Raw genomic sequence first — 16,419 nt, forward strand, 5'->3', positions numbered from 1 at the left:
CGAGGCTTCCCTCGCGCGCCCGTGCCCCTCAGGCTGTGCAATGCTCTGCCCCCGGATCGGGGCAATGCGACCGTCAGACTGGCGTGTCCATGCGCAGCGTGATCTGCACCCGCCCCCGCGCCGCCTCGGGCCAGTTGATCGTCGCCTGCGTCTTGCCCGAGCCTTCCTCGATCTCGACATAGGGCATCGAGGACACCCGCGCGCCCGCGTTGTTGCGGATCATCCCTTCCGCCACCAACCCCTGACAGTTGCGCGCCCACCCCGCGAAGGGCAGGTAGTCGCTCGGATCGACCGTCCAGACCGATTGCGCGCTCGATTGGTTGACCTCGAGCACCACCGGGTTCTGAGTGATCGCGTTGACAGCGTTGAACATATTGCCGTCAAAGGTCACGTTGCGCATCCGGGCACGGTTCAAATCCGCGAAGCTGGTATCGACCCGCTCGATCCGGTCGACCGGCCCGTTGAGCGATTTGAAGACGTTATTTGCAACGCTCAAGCCCTGAATGAAATGTCCCGAGCCATAGGGCTTGATCGACAACCAGCAAAACCACGGCGCGACATTGATGCATACGCAGGTATTGCCGGTGATCGTGAGCCCGCCAAAACTGTACTCATTGCCGAAATCAGGATTGGCATCATGCTCGTTGGTCCATTCGATCACCGAGTTGTCGATATAATTGCCCGTGACCGCCGATTGAACGTTGGTCTGGGTGAACACGAGCCCCGCGACGCGCACGCCCGAGCTCTCCTCGTCGCCCTGAAACCAATGATTGCCCACGATCAGATGCCCCGAACCATTGAGCACGAATGTCGTTCCAAAGCGCACAAAGCGCGAGTCGCGGATCTTGACGTCATTGGCATTGGCGTTGAACACGACAGATTTGCGATCCTGCGCCCGGGTCAGTTGCTCGTCCGACAAGAACTGGCAGCCGTCGATCAGGAAATCCTGACAACCCCGCCCAATCGAGGTGATCGCGCGATCCTTGGGGCGCACGACATAGCTGTCGCGGATCTGGACCATCTGGCCTTGGGGCGCCAGCATCAGAAAGCTCGCAGCGCCGTTGCACAGCGCCTCGATATTGGCGATGTTGAACCGATCGAGCTTATCCATGCCCGAGAAATCCAGCACATATTGGTAGCGCCGGAACGTGTAATTCCGCGTCCCCGAGCCGCCATAAAGCGGCTGCGACAGGGAGAGCGGGCCTGCGCCCACGGTTTTCGAGGGGACATAGACTTCGCGATAAAGCGGCTGCGACAGGTAGAGCGTGCCTGCGCCCACGTTTTTCGAGGTGACATAGACTTCGCGCCCAACCCCGCTGCCCGTCACATGCGCGCCAACCGGAATATTGGCGATATTGGCGACATTGGTCATCTGCAGCGGCTGAGCGATCGCATAGGTAGCCTGCGAGGTGACCACCTCGTCATTCCACGCCGATCCCTCGATCACGTTCAACTGGCCGTTTTGCAAGATCCGGCGGTTCGAGAAAGTCGACAGGTCGGGCGCAATCTCCGAGATGCGGATCGGTGCGGTGATCTCGACGCGGCGCCCGCGCAGGTCGAGCACGTTGTGATCGGTATAACCAAACAGCGCCTGCAACGCTTTCTTAAAGCCCGCCTCCTCATCGCCAAACGCATCCGCATAGGTCGGAAAGTCGAACGAGGCGAGCAGCGCCAGACTGGCTGCAACCGGCATGGTGAGCGTGCCCACGAAACGTACCGGCGCCTTCAGCGACAGCGAACTTCCGATACGGTAGTGCCCCTCCGAAACCATGATCGTGCGGCCATCGGCGGCCTGGCGGCCGGCCACAAACGCCGCGCGATCGTCGCTCACCCCGTCGCCAATCGCGCCGAAATCGCGGACATCGACCCATTCCAACATCTCGCGCAGGAAGGCGTCCGTGACATCCTCGACCTGAATGTCGTCGATCCGCACGACGCCGCCATTGGCCCCCGTCAGATCAATCCCGAGATAGCCGTAATCGGGGCCAAGCCCCCACGGCATATCCACGCCCGTGCGGTTGCCGGTCCCCACGATTGCCGAGACTTCCACCACCTCGCCGTAGCTTTGCAGCGCCACCGTCGGCCCGGTCTCGATCAGCCCGCCGACATGGGCGTTGTTCGACTTCACCGCATAGCCCGCCGCGCGCACCGAGGGCAGGTTGCCGCTCAGCGCCTTGATCCGTGCCGAGATCCGCAGATAGGTACCGGGCAGGATCGGCGTGCGCACCATCGCCCGGACCTTCTGCGTGCTTTGCGTCTTAATCAGTTCCATGCAGCCGCCGAAATCGGCATCCGCCGGCACGAAGGCGGCGTTTGCGACATTGGCATAGGTCGTCGAGCCGGGCGTTCCGTTCTCGCTCGACCACTGATCCAACCCGTCTATGAAAGGGGGCGGCGTCAAATCCAGCCCTTGGGTAATCGCCACGTTCATCAGCAATCCTCTTGTTCGTGTTCCGGCCTTCCAGATCCGGGCGCCAAGGGAATGACACGACCGGATCTGGCCTCGCCGCAGCCACTGCCCCGGCCCGAAGAGAGCTAGACGTGAAGGTTAAAGAACTCCTGATAGCACCGTACGCGATCGTCCGGGTCGGAGATATGAAAACGCCCGCGTCTAGATGGGCGCGGGCATTTCTCGATTGTGTCTTTGCGGCGGTCTGGGCCTTCAGGCCACAAGCTCTCCGGCCAGCGCACGGTCGATCAGGCCAATCGTCTCATCGACACCGTAGAGGGCGATGAACCCGCCAAAGCGCGGCCCCTGGCTGGCGCCCAGCAACACCTCGTAGAGCGCCTTGAACCAATCGCGCAGCGGCTCGAACTCATGGGCTTTGCCAACGGCGAACACCATCGTCTGAAGCGCGTCCGAGGGATCATCAAACTGCACATTGAGATCGGTTTTCGGAAGCTCGGCCAATTGGTTGCGCAGATCCTCTATGGCCGCGCGCTCCTGATCTGTCGGCAGGCGGAACTGCCGCTCAGGAGCCACGAAATCGTTGAAGTAGCGCACCGCGAAACCGGCGGCCTGATCCAGATCGGGATGGCTCGCGGGCGTGGCATCCGGGGCGTAGCGCTTGATAAAGCCCCACAGCCCGTCCTTGTCGGTCGCTCCGGCAACCGATGCGAGATTGAGCAACATCGAGAACGGCACGACCATCCGGCTTTCGGGCACCTTGCCGCCGTGAATATGCCAGACCGGATTATTGGCCTGCTTGTCGGCATCCTGATCGGGATAGGCGCGCAGCTGCTGGTGATACTCGTCCACCGCCTTGGGAATCACGTCGAAATGCATCCGCTTGGCCGTCTTGGGCTTGAGATACATGAAATAGCTCAGGCTTTCGGTCGAGGCATAGGTCAGCCACTCGTCGATCGAGAGGCCGTTGCCCTTGGATTTCGAGATTTTCTCGCCATTGGCGTCGAGGAACAGCTCATAGGTGAAATGCTCGGGCGCGCGTCCGCCCAGCACGCGGCAGATCCCGTCATAGATCGGCGTGTTGGTCGAATGGTCCTTGCCATACATCTCGAAATCGACGTCGAGCGCGGCCCAACGCATGCCGAAATCGGGCTTCCATTGCAGCTTCACATTGCCGCCCGTGACCGGCAGCGTCCACTCGCGCCCGTCCTCGTCGTCGAAGGTCACGGTGCCATCCTTGGCATTGACCTCCTTCATCGGCACATAAAGCACACGGCCCGTTTCCGGATGGATCGGCAGGAAGCAGCTATAGGTCTGCTGACGCTCCTCGCGCAGCGACTTGAGCATGATCGCCATGATCTCATCGTATTTTTCCGCCGCCCGCAGCAGCATCGCATCGAACTTGCCCGATTTGTAATATTCGGTGGCCGAGGCGAACTCGTATTCGAACCCGAACGTATCGAGGAAGCGGCGCAGCATCGCATTGTTATGATCGCCGAAGCTCTCGAACTCGCCGAACGGGTCGGGGACCGAGGTCAGCGGCTTTTGCTCATGCGTGCGCAGCATATCCTGATTGGGCACGTTGCCCGGCACCTTGCGCATCCCGTCCATATCGTCGGAAAAACAGATCAGACGTGTCGGGATGTCGGAAATCGCCTCGAAGGCACGCCGGATCATCGTGGTGCGCGCAACCTCACCAAATGTCCCGATATGGGGCAGGCCAGAGGGGCCGTAGCCCGTCTCGAACAAGACATAGCCCTTCTCGGGATCCTTCTTTTCGTAACGCTTGAGCAACCGGCGGGCCTCTTCAAAGGGCCAAGCCTTGGAATTCATTGCAGCGTCACGAAAGCTGGTCATAGCATACCTCACAAAGGCGCGCCCATCGCGCCCATCGGCGACCCACCTATTGCGACACGCCAGAACAGTCAATAATTTGCAGCTTGCACCTCAGTTAGGAGCCTGTCCCAGTGAACGATATTCTTGCCTCTCTTTCGGCCCAAGATGCACTTGTCGCGGTCATGGTCGCGGTGTCGGCGGCTGATGAAGACGTGCCCACCTCGGAACTACTCGCGATCAGCCGGATCGTCGATCACATGCCGATTTTTGCCGACTACGACATTGATCGGATCGCGCGCGTGTCGAAATCCGTCTTTGCGCTTTTCGAGGATGAGGACGGGATCGAGGCGCTGTTCGGACTGGTGCGCGACGCCCTGCCCGAGCGTTTCTTTGAAACCGCCTATGCGCTTGCTTGCGACGTTGCCGCTGCCGATGGCGCGCTCCGGCAGACCGAGCTGCGCATGCTTGAAGAGATCCGGGGCGAGCTGGCAATTGATCGCCTGCACGCCGTCGCCATCGAATGGGGCGCGCGTGCGCGGCACATGACCTTGTAGACGCGTGCCGGTAGGCAACGCTTAACCGATCGGAAAGACCTTTTTGCTATGCCATGGGAAACGTGGCTGCCGGAGGGTCTGATGCGCCTGATCAACTTGCTATGCGCCGTCGCCTGCGCACTAAGCCTCGCGCTGCCCGGCATGGCTCAGGACAGATCATCCGAACACACCGCCAAACTGCGCATGGACATCGCCGGGCGTCAAAGATTGCTCAGCCAACGTATGACGGCCGCCGCCTGTTTCATCACGCTCGGTATCGACCGCGAAAAACAACTGAACATCCTGACAAATACGCTCGCGCTATACAGCGAGACGCTCGATATCTTGCAATTCGGCTCGACGGAGCTCGGGCTCGAAGCCAATCAAGATCGCGCTTTGGAACTCATCCTGAAGAAAAACCGTGCGACGTGGCAGGAATTCGAAACGCGCGCAACGTCGCTTCGCGATCAGGCGCGCGCGGGAGAGATCCTTCAGACCGCCACGCTTTTCGCGCTGGCCAAGCAAGAACCCGATCTGCTGAGCATGTCGCAAGCGGTGGTCATGACGCTTTCCGACATGCAAACCAAGTCTGAGGCGGATACGGGCGCGACGCTCGAAGTCAACCTCGCGGGGCGTCAGCGCATGCTCTCGCAGGCCGTCGTGAAGGACATCTGCCTCAGCGCAGCCGCCCGCAGTCAGAATGCGGATTTCCAGAAGTACAACAAACGGATGCGCACGCGGCTTGCACTCTTTTCAGAAACCGGCGTTGCGTTACGCAGGGGCACGATTTCCGCCAGTTCCAAACCTCCGCCGCCCGAGGTCTTCGAAGCGCTTGTGCAGGCCCATTACGCCTGGAGCGATCTCGTCTACCTGCTTGAGCCTGGAATTGCCGATGAAGCCCTCAACAAGCTCGACCTGCTCGAAATCGCCAATGGCTACGAGGCGCTTCTGCCCCGCCTCCATGGCGTCGTAAAAAGCTATGTCGACGCCTGATCACGCGCCATAGACAGCCGCCCACCGCTCTAGCAACTGACTTTGCAAGATCTTCGAACGGCGCACCCAATCGGTCTGCCCCGGCGGTCGGGCCTGTCCAAGATATCGCCTGCGCCGCGCCAGATCGCCCGTCATGATGGTAAAGACCAACTCGGTCCCATCCGGTGCGGTCATGTAGCCCGCCAGTGTCGAAACAAAATCCAGCGTGCCGGTCTTGGCATCAACCGCGAAGGGTTGCGACTTCATATAGCGGCCCGTCGCATCGCGCAGTTTGAACGGCTTCATCAGGCCACGCAGCCCCACCGGCACGCCCAGCGTCCGAAGCGCGGTCACCATATCGACCGGCGCGATACGCGCATCGGCCCGAAGCCCGGAGTGATCAGTGAATTTCGCAGAGCGCGCGCCCGTCCGCGCTTGCAGCCAATCGCTCATCGCCCGCCCGGAGGCATTGATCGAACCGCCCGCACCCCGCCTCAAACTGGCCGAGACGCCGACAGCCTCGGCGGTCAGGTTGGTTGAATATTTCATCATTGCGCGCAGCAGCGGCGGCAATGGATTGCTGGCATGGGAGACCAGAACCGAACCGCCCGGAAAACGCCCGATGCTCTGCGGAGGCGGCAAGGGAACGCCTTGCGCCCGCGCGAGGGTCTGGAACACATCGCCCGCATAGGCCGCGGGATGACGAACCGGAAGCCAACGGCTGCCGCCGCGCCCCAGTGCGCTCGAAGCCACGGTCCATTTCTCCACGCCACCGCGATCGGAATAGGTAAACAGTGGAGAGGCACGGCTCACGATGCTCGCCGAGGCCGTATAGGCGGTCGGCTGAACCGTCTGGCCCGTCGCATCCATCGCCAGTGCCCAGCCGTTCCCGCTCCGCTTCCACTGAAAATGCACACGGTTGAAATTGAGCATCAGCCCCGACAGCGCCGGATTGTAGCTGGCGAAAATCGGCTGATCATCGGCAATCTCCCGGGCATAGGGCAGCGCATCCGCCCAGGTCAGATACCGCCCCGAGACCCCACGCACGCCTTTGGCCGCGAGCGCCTTGGCCATCTCATTGAGATCATCGGTCCCAAGCGTCGGATCCCCGCCGCCTGCAAGGATCAGGTCGCCTTGGATGATTCCATTCGCGACTGGTCCGGTCGCGATCAGCTGTGTGCCAAACCGAAACTGCGAGCCCAACGTCTCGAGCCCGTACATCGAAGTGATCGATTTCAAGGCCGAGGCCGGGGGCATCGCCTGTCCCGGTTTCCGGCTCTCAAGGATCTGGCCAGTTCGCAGGTCGGCCACCACAAAGGCCACGTCGCCAGAGAGACCGGCGGACTGAACCAAGGCCTCGCCCGATGCGATCCGGGTCTGCGCCACAGCACCATGCCCCACGCTCACGACCGCCGTCGAGGCTGCAAGCCCCCGTAAAACATCGCGCCGCGACAACATGTCCATGATCTGATTCCTACCCCTGCTACGCGAGAAGCCTAACGTGCTCGCCCGACCCGCTTCAAGCGGGCGCGCGATCACAGTTTCGGCCATTTTCCCCGCGCGCGTATCTCGCTCGAAGACAGCGAAGACATCGGAATATTCACAAAAGACCAGACGGGCGCCTGCAGGCTCGCAAGCTGGCGAGCGCGCTCGGCGGGCAGTTCGGCGCGCGCGAAGATCCGCGCGCTGCGCGCGTAGCGCCCCGCCATCCGCCAGCCCGGCCGCGCCAGCACGCCCACCGGCACGCGCGCCATAATATCGCGCCAGTGATCCCAGCGGTCGAACTGCACGAGATTGTCGGCCCCCATCAGCCAGACGAAATGTACGCCCGGATAACAGGCTTGCAACCGCGCCAAGGTATCCGCCGTGAACCGGGTGCCCAGACGCGCCTCGATATCGGTGATCACGACATTCGGGTCGGACATCACGTTGCGCGCCTGCGCGATGCGTTGCGCCATCGGGGCCGGGCCGTTTTCCTTGAGCGGGTTATGCGGGCTGAGCATCCACCACACCCGGTCCAGCCCAAACCGCCGCAATGCCTCGCGGGTGATCAGAGCATGTCCGTCATGGGCCGGATCGAACGACCCGCCCAGAATACCGATCCGCATGCCCGGCCGCGCGATGGGATATCCCTGTCTCATGCGCAGCCCTTATCCGATCGTGCGATGGCAACGGAAGCAAAAACAGCATCCAAGCACCGGAAATCGCCCATGATCAGCCCGCTTTCGGGACGGAACGGGGCTCTTGCTCCGACGGCTGGTGTAAGATGCATTGCCCGCGACCCGCCGCCTTGGCCGCGTAGGTCGCAACATCCGCGTCCCACAAGATCCGGGCTTTCTCGGGGGCGGCGTAATCTATCGACCGCACGACACCGAGTGAACCGGAAATCCGGGATTCCGCCCCCTCGAAGCGAATAGGCTCGGACAGGCGCCCGATCAGCCGCGCGCCCAGTTCCGCGATCTGTTCGGGCGTCATCGTACCGCGCATGAGCAGCACAAACTCATCGCCGCCCATCCGTGCCGCGAGATCGCCCACGCGCAACGAGTCCCGCAAGATCTCAGAGACGACGCCCAGCACATAATCGCCCGTCGCGTGGCCCAAACTGTCATTGACCTGCTTGAAGTGATCAAGGTCGATCTGAACGAGGGTAAAGCCCGCGCCGCCACGTGCCGCCCCCGCCAAAGCCTGATCCAGTGCTGCATCCATCGCACGGCGGTTGGCCAAGCCTGTGAGCGGGTCACTCAGCGCTTGCGCCTCGGCGGCCTTGCGGGCCTTGTCGAGACGCGAGGTGAGCGCGCGCAATTCCCCCGTCACAAGCGCCTTGGCCTCTTGCTGATACAGCAAATCAATCGCGAGATCCGCCGGAGAGAAATCTCCATCCGTCAGGGCGAACTCGGCCACGGCCTCACGCAAGTGAATGCCGAAACTGAGGCTCAGCAAGATGCCTGCCTCACCCGCTTGCCCGACACTGAACGCCTCTCCGCGCAGGCCAATCCCCGGCGCCTCGACAAGCGTGAGATGCACGATACGCTGCTGTGCCAAGCGCATCAGCGAGGCCCCACATCGACCCATCCGGCGATCGCAACTCTGCGCCTGGTTCTGCGCGGCGCAAAGGGGCGTACCGGCATCTTGGCATCTCTCAAGCCGATCGCGGCTGCGCCCAATCCGGAAGAAGCGCTCAAATGGCTGACCAAGTACCGAGCGACCACCCATGGCCTTCTGCAAGGTCGCGCCCAAGGCGCAAATTTTGCCCTGCGGATCGACCCAAAGAAACATCGGCAGCAAGGCCCCGAGGATCGGGACGAGTTGCTCAAACTCCTGCGCACGTGTCGCAGTTCGTGCGATCACCTTGCGCAGGGCATCGCGGGACGCGAGCCCCTGACTGGGCGCAATCTCGGGCGCCCCGTTCATCCGGCGCCCCCCACGGCGTGCGACAGTTCGAACGCCCGACCCCGGCTATGACTGTGATCGAGCAGTCGGAGCGACAAACGCTCAGTCCCATCGGGGGCGGGGTCGATCAGTTCGATCAGCGCCAGCGCACCGTAATCATCTGCCATCGCGCGCACCAAACCGGCCAGCACAGCGCCCCAGCCGGGCTGCGCGGCGCGCACTTCAAGCGCGAAATGATCTTTCTCCCCCTCAAGCAAGAACAGTTCGGGCAGATGCAAATAGTCGAGCGCCATCTGCGTGCGCCCCTGCAATTCATTCAACGATCTGAGAAAATCGACGAAATCCCGCCCGCCATAGCGTAAGAGGCGCCGCACCGCTTCGCGGGTGGTCAGATAGGCGCCAAGATCCTCCAGCAGGTCGAGCCGCCCGCGATTAAGCCGGGTACAAGCCGCCTCGATCAGCGTGTCGGTTACCGCTTCATCATAGCCCAGCATCGCTTCGAACCCCTCTTCCGGGATTGAGCTCCGCTGTGCGATATCGCGCCAGACCTCCTCTCCGAACGTATCGGACAGGAAATTTTGGATAGATCGATTGACCAAGCCCTGCATGATGCCTCCATCGGCACATGCTATGCTCCAAGCCTTAACAATCCCCGAAGATCTGAGCGCTTAGCGCATCCTCGGCACCAGAAGCGCGCCATTCACGGAAAGCGCCGAGAGCCCGCTTGGCACGATCTTGTAATCCCCCGCGACAATCGCCGCGATCACCGCTTCAGGATCGACCGGAGCGCCGCCGAGTGCGCGCGTCACGCCATCAAACTGCCAGACATCTCCCGAGCGTGAGAACGCACGCACCGGGGGCTGGCCCGGCGCTGCGACCACCAAAAGGGCGTCCTGACCGGTGTGATCGGGCCGAAAATTCGCGACGACGACGGCGCAGATCGGTCGCTTGGCGGTCCCGGTCAGGCAGATATTGCCTCCGCGCGCGCGCGCCTGCTCTGCGATCAGCGTGAGCAACCCCACAGGGATCGGCGCCGATCCGGTCGGCACCGCGATTGCTGCGCGCAACGCGGCGAGATCGCTCTCTCCGCTGGCCTGCCCGTCACGCGGGTCAAGCGTTGCAAGCGCGCGCGCCAGATCCGGGTCGCTCTCGGCCTTGGCGCGAAGCTGCGCGACGGCCTCCTGACCGGGCCGCCCCCAGTCGCGCCCCATCCGATAGAGCGGCAGGCGTGACGCCGGAACCTCCCCCGCCGCGTAGCGCGCCAGTTGCGACTGTGCGGCTATCGTGTTGGCGTCGATCAGCGGCGTCAGCCACAGCACCGCCGCTGCAATCAGACCACCCGCCATCGCGATATTTACACGTCGAATACGCGCCATCCAGCCGCGCCCTGTCAGCACAGACCCGCCATAGCCAAGCCCGTAGCCCGCCAGCACGCAGAGCACCACCGTCTGTCCCACCAGCGCCGGGGTCCATCCGATCTGGGCGACCCTATGCGCCAAGCTCCATACAGCGACCGCAACGAGCACGGGCAGCACGACTGCGAGCGCCTTTGCTGCGTTGCGCGGCAATCGGGTCGCCACGGCCTCGCTGTCGTCGCGCTCGACAGCTACCGAGATCATCGTGATCGCGGCGAGTGCCATCGCAATCAAGGTCTGACCGATCGACAGGCCGGGCACGCCCTCGCGCCCCAAACGCAGCGCTAGGCCAATGAGGAAAACGACGACCACAACAAGCACAACGGGCAGTAGCAGGCGCAGCAAACGCAGCAGCAAGAAGGGCGAGATCATGTCCTCGCGCTCAGTCACCACGGCCATGGCGAGGCCCAAAATGGCCCCCGACAACCCAAGCGCCAGCGCCGTGTTGCGAAACAGCTCTTTGAGCAGATTGATCCCAACGCTCTCCAGCAGTTCTGACGACAGATAAAGCAGCAACCAGACCAGCGCGACAAAGAGCCAAGCCGCCCCGTAGCGCACCACGATCATCCATGACTGCGCGAACAAGACAGGGTAATTCCCTAGGCACCTGCGCCCCTCTTGCACGTAGGCCACGGCAAAGGGGATCGGCACGGCGCCGAGCACGAAAAGCGCCAGCACCCCGGCGGGCATCTGCGCTGCGACCGAGCGGGCGGGGTCGAGCGCGCCCGCCGCCCACCAGCCCAGCACGCTAGGCGCAATCGCGATACCCGCGGCCCCCAAAGCGGCACGGCGCAGACCGATCTCGCCCAGCATGGCCAGACAGGCCCCGAAAAACGCGACACCTGCAACCCCAAACCCAAACACCGCGCGCGGGCTTAGCGACAGCCCCCCGAGCGAGTCCGACTGCAGCGCCCAGAAAAACAGCCCGGCCAGCAGGCCGATGATGACATGTTGGACACGATCACCCATCGCGCCCTGCCCGTCCCTGTTGCCGCAGCCACTCCGGGATCGCACCGATATCGGGCAGGACGGCAACGGCGACGGGGGCCAGATCCGCTTCGCTGGCCGGACCGCTCAGAACGCCAAGCCCGCGCATGCCCGCCGCCCGTGCTGCGTAGAGGTCGTGACGGCTGTCACCGACCATCACAACGGCGGAGGGATCGAGCCCGAAACGGTCGGCAAAGGCCAAAAGCGGCCCCGGCTCCGGCTTTGCACCAAAGCCACTGTCATAGCCGATGATCATGTCGAACAGCTCGTGAATCTCGGCGCGGCGGGCATGGGTATGGGCCGTGGCCTCGGAATCATTGGTGCAAATCCCGAGCCGCAGGCCTTGTGCACGGAACGTTTCCAGCAAGGGGCGCAACGGCACTGGCGCCACCAGCGGCACCTGCTGGGCGGCAGCGTCGAGCGAGGCGATCAGGTCTGCGCGCTCATATCCCGGCAAAAGCGGCAAAAGCAGATCCGCCACCTCGCCTGCCGTTCCCGCGATCACCGGCGATTGCGGATAGAAACGGGCATGATCGAGGTCGAAAGCGATAGCCGCCGCAAGCCCCCGAAGATGCAGTTCACTGCGCGCCAAGGCCTTCAGCTGACCGCTGGCCCAGGCACCCCAGGTCGCGTCGAAATCGAACAAAGTGCCATCCTTATCGAAAAGGATCGCCTGAATTTCGCCGGTTGCCATTCTCACATCCTTCCGCTGATCGCGGCGCGAGACTGCCTCGTTCAACCGGTCAGGTCCAGTGCCTCTGATCACCGCGTCCCAGCACTGTGCGCGCACCCGCCAAGTCTTCGGGCGCAACGGCCAGATCGGCGGCGCAGTCGAGCACCCACTGGTCGTTGAGCATAAGGTAGTCCAGCACACCGCAAAGGAAATCCGGGTCGCCCGCCTGCGCCCGCAGATCCTCCTGCGAAGCCCCGGTATGGGCAAGAAACCCGTCGATCAGCGTCTCGTTCGACACCAGCCAGCCCAAAGACCTTATCGCGAGGATATGTGCGGAATCGTGCTGCATGTGCGCCCTGCCCCAAAGTTCGGAAACACTTTGTTAACGCTTGAGGTGCTAGCTTCAAGCCAAAGTCGCAAAATGCGCTCATTTCGGGCAGGAGGCCCATGGCCGGATCGATCCTCATCGTCGATGACGTCGCAACCAATCGCATCGCACTCAAGGCGATGCTGTCTGCCGCACGCTACGAAACCTGTCAGGCCGCCAGCGGCGAAGAAGCGATCGCCGTTGCGATAGAGCAAAAGCCAGAGTTGATCCTGCTCGACATCGAACTGCCAGATATCGACGGCGTTACGGTGATCACGCGCCTGCGTGAAATGGCCGCGACCCGCTACATCCCGATCATCGCCATCACGCCCAGCGACACGCCCGAGCAGCGTCTGGAGCTGTTGCAAAGCGGCGCCAATGACATTTTGTCGAAACCTTTCAACGAACTGGTTATGCTCGCCCGGCTACGCAGCCTGATGCGGGAATATGCAATTGATCGGGAGTTTTTGCGCCGCGAGACCGCGTGCAGCGAGCTTGGCTTTGCCGAGGCGCAAAGCGATTTCCGGCCGCCAGCGCGCATTGCGGTCATCGCGGCCCGTCCCGACTCGGCGCTGCGCTCGAAACGTGCACTGGCGCGCGAACTGCCCGGTGACCAGATCAAGATCCTGAGCCGCGAAGAAACGCTCGCGCGCCCCGGTGCCGAATGCGCGGCGGATATTTTCCTGATCGAGGCGGGGCTTGCGCAACGCGGTGACGGGCTGCGCCTGATGTCCGAGCTGCGCTCGCGTCCCGAAACATCCAACGCGGCCATCGTGATCTGCACCCGGGCGGACGCACGCGAAACGCAGGCGACCGCGCTGGATCTCGGGGCCAATGATCTGGCGCCCATCGATCTTTCCTGCCGGTTTGCCGCGCGCGAGACCGCGCTGCGCGTAACAGCGCAACTGTGCCGAAAATGCAGACTAGCGCGACAGCGCGATGCGTTGGACGAGGGGTTGCGGCTGGCGATGGTCGACCCGCTCACCGGGCTCCACAATCGACGCTATGCGCTCACCCATCTGGCCCGAATGCAGGACCACGCGCGCAATACGCAACGCCCTTTTGCCGTCCTGATCCTCGATCTCGACCGATTCAAATCTGTCAATGACACCTACGGCCATACGGCCGGCGATGACGTCCTGATCGATGTGTCAAACCGGTTGCGCTCGAACCTGCGCAGCATTGATCTGATCGCCCGGCTGGGGGGGGAAGAATTCCTCATCGCGATTCCCGACACGACCCTTGCAGAGGCCGGGAGCGCTGCCGAACGCCTGCGCCGTGTGATCGACGAGTCTCCGATCCCGCTTGGCAACCGGCGCCGCATCTGGGTGTCGATTTCCATAGGTCTGGCGCTGGGGGGCACCTCTGCGAGCACCGCGCAGGATTTGATCGACCGGTCGGACGCCGCCTTGATGCGCGCCAAAACGACCGGGCGCAATCAGGTCATGATCGATGCGGGAACGGCAGCCTGACCGGATCGCACGGGTCCGAAATCCAATCCTAGATTACTGCGCGTCGCGTTTTTGCGCCCGGCGCTCCTCGCGGCGTTTCTCGTGCTGCTCCACATCCTTCTGAAGCCGGTCAGCGAAGTCACGACGGTCGGCCACGCTCATCGCATCGAACCGCTCGAAAATCAGCGCGTCGCCAAGCTGCACCCGCTTGACCATCCGATCCTGATGGCGCGTGAGAATGGCTTTGACCTCGGCACGATCCCAGGGCTGCGCCTTGAGCGCGCCGATCAGCGCTGTCAGATCCGCACGCGCCTGCATCCGCATCGCGCGAAATTCGGGGGCGCGCTTTTGGGCTTCCTGCCGCAAGGCCTCCCGGTCTTCCGGGCTCAGCGATTTCGTGAAGATGCCCAGCGTGACGTCGCCGACGACCATGCGCGGCGGATGTCGATCATGCCCGAAGATCCCGCCGATGATAACGCCGATCACCAACAGGTTGAGCGTGACCGACCCGATCAGCACCCACCGGATCAAACGGCGACTAGGGCTGCCTGTCACGGCCATCAGAACCCTCCTTCATCGACATAGGCGACCGTTTCCACCTCGGGCAAGAGATTCACCGTACCCAGATTTTCGCTTTGTTGCCAATAGCCTGAGGCAACCGTATCAACCTGCTGAGCGCCCATGAAGCCGATCCAGAGCCCCGCCAGACCCGCGGTCACCAATCCCCCCACGGCACCCCATCCGCCAAACAGCGTACGCAGGGTCTCGATGACTCCCGCGCGGGACTGACGCTCCGCGCGCGGGAGCGCAAAGCCCCGCTGCACCTCAAGCGCATCATCCATCACTCGCGCCATGAAACCCGCTGTAGGCTCGGGGGCGTTTGCGCGCGCCTCTCGCAAAAGCGCATCGATATGCGCTTCATCCTCGCGTGCCATCGTCTCGCGATCAAACCTTTTGTCATTCATCGCCAAACCCCAATTCTTCACGCCGCCCGGACAAAAGAGCGGTCAAAGCGCGCTTTGCACGTGCTGTCAGACTTTCTACGGCTTCCACCCCGGTTTCCAGCGCTTCCGCGATTTCCGGATTGGACAGGCCCTCGATATGGCGCAGCGTCACCGCGAGCCTCTGGCGTTCGGGAAGCTGCTCAAGCGCCTCGTCCAACGCCGCCATCCGGTCGCGCACGATCAGATCCTCCAGCGCCGAGGCACGATCGTCGGCAATCTCGGGCGCCTCATCCAGACCGACATTGCGCCGCTTGCGCAGACGGTCCGTCGCAAGATTGCTGACCACCCTGTAGAGCCATGTGGAGACTTTCGCCTCTCCCGCACGCCAGTCAGGCGCGATCTTCCAGAGCCGCAAAAGCGCCTCTTGCGCGACATCCTCGGCCTCGGCTGCATCGCGCAGTTTACGCAGCGCCAGCCGATACGCCAACGGCCCAAGCCGAAGCGTGAGCGCACGCGCCGCCGCGGGATCGCCCTGCGCGTAAAGCTCCAATAGAGCTTCGTCGGTGCTGTCATTCATCGCATCAAGCGCCATATCCATTCCGCCAAACGCCTAGCGCGGATCGCACGCGCGCGCAATTGTCAGGCACGGCCGGGGGCGCGCAGCACGCCCCCGGCCACCGATCCCGACGAGATCAGTTCTGCGGTGCGGGCGGTGCAGGCGGGGTGGCCATGCCGCCGTCCTGCCCGTCCATCTGACCACCCATCTTGCCGCCCATTTTGCCGTGGTGCTCCATCTTGCCGTGGTGCTTGCGATCCATCTTGCCATGGTGATGGCCATATTTGCCCATCCGCTCGTGCATCATCTTGCGCGCCGCCTTGATTTCCTCGGGGCTCAGCGCGCCGTCACCATCGCGGTCCATGCGCTCGAACACTCGGGTGGGCAGCGGGTGGACCATCAGCTCGGCTGCCGACAGCTCGCCATCCCCGTTGAGATCACGCGCCGCGAAGCGGGCCTTCACGCGCGCCTCGATCCGGGTCTTTGCCTTGGCCATCTCGAAGTCCATCAGCTCTTGCTCCGAGATCTTGCCGTCGCCATTGGCATCCAGCGACTTGGCCTCGGCGGCCCGCTTGGCCTGAATCTCGGCCAGCGAGATCTTGCCGTCGCCGTTGGTGTCGAGCCCGGTCCGGTCAAAGCCAAAGAGCTTGCCGCCCGGCATGCCCGGCGCAGGGCTCGGGGTGCTGGTCTGAGACTGCGCATCGCCAGTGGCACTGTCTTGCGCGAAGGCGGGCACGCTCAGCACAAGGCTTGAGCTGGCGAGAAGAACTGCTGCGATGGTTTGCCTGTTCATGAAGGTCATTTTCCTGGTCTCCTTTGAAACTCTGTCGGGGCCGTGTTCGGGCCGTCGATGTGAGTTCAAACGTGACCGGAGATCGTTTCCGTCGC

General features: G+C 63.0%; 16 protein-coding genes. 3 read left to right on the forward strand and 13 right to left on the reverse strand.

Features of this window, described 5'->3' with window-relative positions; translation table 11 throughout:
• Positions 1–73: 73 nt before the first annotated feature.
• Together DL1_RS09925 and DL1_RS09930 are read right to left on the reverse strand one after the other, a co-directional pair.
• Entirely contained in the window at positions 74–2,431 is a 2,358-nt protein-coding gene (locus DL1_RS09925) for a glycosyl hydrolase family 28-related protein (RefSeq protein ID WP_038065573.1), read from the reverse strand.
• A gap of 231 nt (positions 2,432–2,662) precedes the next feature.
• Positions 2,663–4,264: a lysine--tRNA ligase gene (locus DL1_RS09930; RefSeq protein WP_038065576.1), complete on the reverse strand. Its 1,602-nt coding sequence runs from the start codon at positions 4,262–4,264 to the stop codon at positions 2,663–2,665.
• 110 nt (positions 4,265–4,374) lie between these two features.
• Here DL1_RS09930 and DL1_RS09935 point away from each other — a divergent pair, with 110 nt between their 5' ends.
• Positions 4,375–4,797: a tellurite resistance TerB family protein gene (locus DL1_RS09935; protein WP_038065578.1), complete on the forward strand. Its 423-nt coding sequence runs from the start codon at positions 4,375–4,377 to the stop codon at positions 4,795–4,797.
• An 81-nt stretch (positions 4,798–4,878) separates the two neighbouring features.
• Positions 4,879–5,769 (forward strand): type IV pili methyl-accepting chemotaxis transducer N-terminal domain-containing protein, encoded by an 891-nt coding sequence (locus DL1_RS09940; protein WP_038065581.1) that lies wholly within the window; start codon positions 4,879–4,881, stop codon positions 5,767–5,769.
• On the opposite strand, the gene dacB is transcribed toward DL1_RS09940, so the two are convergent.
• The 7 genes from dacB to DL1_RS09975 all read right to left on the reverse strand — a co-directional run bounded on the left by dacB (position 5,770) and on the right by DL1_RS09975 (position 12,562).
• Positions 5,770–7,212 carry a D-alanyl-D-alanine carboxypeptidase/D-alanyl-D-alanine endopeptidase gene (gene dacB / locus DL1_RS09945; RefSeq protein WP_051693467.1) on the reverse strand — a complete coding sequence of 481 codons (1,443 nt, stop codon included), beginning with the start codon at positions 7,210–7,212 and terminating at the stop codon, positions 5,770–5,772. It lies immediately after the preceding gene.
• Between the two features lie 71 nt (positions 7,213–7,283).
• Positions 7,284–7,889 carry a nicotinate-nucleotide adenylyltransferase gene (locus DL1_RS09950; RefSeq protein WP_051693468.1) on the reverse strand — a complete coding sequence of 202 codons (606 nt, stop codon included), beginning with the start codon at positions 7,887–7,889 and terminating at the stop codon, positions 7,284–7,286.
• Between the two features lie 73 nt (positions 7,890–7,962).
• On the reverse strand, positions 7,963–9,159 hold the full coding sequence (locus tag DL1_RS09955; RefSeq protein WP_051693469.1) for a GGDEF domain-containing protein: 1,197 nt from the start codon (positions 9,157–9,159) through the stop codon (positions 7,963–7,965).
• Entirely contained in the window at positions 9,156–9,746 is a 591-nt protein-coding gene (locus tag DL1_RS09960; RefSeq protein WP_038065587.1) for a heme NO-binding domain-containing protein, read from the reverse strand. The genes DL1_RS09955 and DL1_RS09960 overlap by 4 nt, the downstream gene beginning before the upstream one ends.
• A 60-nt stretch (positions 9,747–9,806) precedes the next feature.
• Positions 9,807–11,522 carry a DUF4153 domain-containing protein gene (locus tag DL1_RS09965; protein WP_051693470.1) on the reverse strand — a complete coding sequence of 572 codons (1,716 nt, stop codon included), beginning with the start codon at positions 11,520–11,522 and terminating at the stop codon, positions 9,807–9,809.
• On the reverse strand, positions 11,515–12,234 hold the full coding sequence (locus DL1_RS09970) for an HAD family hydrolase (protein ID WP_038065590.1): 720 nt from the start codon (positions 12,232–12,234) through the stop codon (positions 11,515–11,517). The genes DL1_RS09965 and DL1_RS09970 overlap by 8 nt, the downstream gene beginning before the upstream one ends.
• 49 nt (positions 12,235–12,283) lie before the next feature.
• Positions 12,284–12,562 (reverse strand): DUF3572 domain-containing protein, encoded by a 279-nt coding sequence (locus tag DL1_RS09975; protein ID WP_038065593.1) that lies wholly within the window; start codon positions 12,560–12,562, stop codon positions 12,284–12,286.
• A gap of 98 nt (positions 12,563–12,660) precedes the next feature.
• Between DL1_RS09975 and DL1_RS09980 the strand changes: the two genes are divergently transcribed.
• Positions 12,661–14,052, forward strand: a complete 1,392-nt coding sequence (locus DL1_RS09980; RefSeq protein WP_038065595.1) for a diguanylate cyclase — start codon at positions 12,661–12,663, stop codon at positions 14,050–14,052.
• Positions 14,053–14,085: 33 nt separating this feature from the next.
• Here the strand turns inward: DL1_RS09980 and DL1_RS09985 are convergent, their stop codons facing one another.
• The 4 genes from DL1_RS09985 to DL1_RS20875 form a co-directional block, all read right to left on the reverse strand.
• Entirely contained in the window at positions 14,086–14,592 is a 507-nt protein-coding gene (locus DL1_RS09985) for a periplasmic heavy metal sensor (protein WP_038065598.1), read from the reverse strand.
• Positions 14,592–14,996: a hypothetical protein gene (locus tag DL1_RS09990; protein WP_051693471.1), complete on the reverse strand. Its 405-nt coding sequence runs from the start codon at positions 14,994–14,996 to the stop codon at positions 14,592–14,594. The genes DL1_RS09985 and DL1_RS09990 overlap by 1 nt, the downstream gene beginning before the upstream one ends.
• A complete protein-coding gene (locus DL1_RS09995) occupies positions 14,989–15,573 on the reverse strand; it encodes an RNA polymerase sigma factor (RefSeq protein ID WP_038065600.1) in 585 nt (194 codons plus the stop codon). Before DL1_RS09995 ends, DL1_RS09990 begins: the two co-directional genes overlap by 8 nt.
• Before the next feature lie 94 nt (positions 15,574–15,667).
• Positions 15,668–16,324, reverse strand: a complete 657-nt coding sequence (locus DL1_RS20875; RefSeq protein ID WP_162178744.1) for an EF-hand domain-containing protein — start codon at positions 16,322–16,324, stop codon at positions 15,668–15,670.
• Positions 16,325–16,419: the final 95 nt, after the last annotated feature.

It is taken from the genome of Thioclava dalianensis, from assembly GCF_000715505.1.
Lineage (GTDB): Bacteria > Pseudomonadota > Alphaproteobacteria > Rhodobacterales > Rhodobacteraceae > Thioclava > Thioclava dalianensis.

What these genes read in the sequence shown, in the direction of transcription:
- DL1_RS09925 (WP_038065573.1), bottom strand. Translation starts at nt 2,431, where the DNA reads ATGAACGTGGCGATTACCCAAGGGCTGGATTTGACGCCGCCCCCTTTC.
- DL1_RS09930 (WP_038065576.1), bottom strand. Translation starts at nt 4,264, where the DNA reads ATGACCAGCTTTCGTGACGCTGCAATGAATTCCAAGGCTTGGCCCTTT.
- DL1_RS09940 (WP_038065581.1), top strand. Translation starts at nt 4,879, where the DNA reads ATGCGCCTGATCAACTTGCTATGCGCCGTCGCCTGCGCACTAAGCCTC.
- dacB (WP_051693467.1), bottom strand. Translation starts at nt 7,212, where the DNA reads ATGGACATGTTGTCGCGGCGCGATGTTTTACGGGGGCTTGCAGCCTCG.
- DL1_RS09950 (WP_051693468.1), bottom strand. Translation starts at nt 7,889, where the DNA reads ATGAGACAGGGATATCCCATCGCGCGGCCGGGCATGCGGATCGGTATT.
- DL1_RS09955 (WP_051693469.1), bottom strand. Translation starts at nt 9,159, where the DNA reads ATGAACGGGGCGCCCGAGATTGCGCCCAGTCAGGGGCTCGCGTCCCGC.
- DL1_RS09960 (WP_038065587.1), bottom strand. Translation starts at nt 9,746, where the DNA reads ATGCAGGGCTTGGTCAATCGATCTATCCAAAATTTCCTGTCCGATACG.
- DL1_RS09965 (WP_051693470.1), bottom strand. Translation starts at nt 11,522, where the DNA reads ATGGGTGATCGTGTCCAACATGTCATCATCGGCCTGCTGGCCGGGCTG.
- DL1_RS09970 (WP_038065590.1), bottom strand. Translation starts at nt 12,234, where the DNA reads ATGGCAACCGGCGAAATTCAGGCGATCCTTTTCGATAAGGATGGCACT.
- DL1_RS09975 (WP_038065593.1), bottom strand. Translation starts at nt 12,562, where the DNA reads ATGCAGCACGATTCCGCACATATCCTCGCGATAAGGTCTTTGGGCTGG.
- DL1_RS09980 (WP_038065595.1), top strand. Translation starts at nt 12,661, where the DNA reads ATGGCCGGATCGATCCTCATCGTCGATGACGTCGCAACCAATCGCATC.
- DL1_RS09985 (WP_038065598.1), bottom strand. Translation starts at nt 14,592, where the DNA reads ATGGCCGTGACAGGCAGCCCTAGTCGCCGTTTGATCCGGTGGGTGCTG.
- DL1_RS09990 (WP_051693471.1), bottom strand. Translation starts at nt 14,996, where the DNA reads ATGAATGACAAAAGGTTTGATCGCGAGACGATGGCACGCGAGGATGAA.
- DL1_RS09995 (WP_038065600.1), bottom strand. Translation starts at nt 15,573, where the DNA reads ATGGATATGGCGCTTGATGCGATGAATGACAGCACCGACGAAGCTCTA.
- DL1_RS20875 (WP_162178744.1), bottom strand. Translation starts at nt 16,324, where the DNA reads ATGAACAGGCAAACCATCGCAGCAGTTCTTCTCGCCAGCTCAAGCCTT.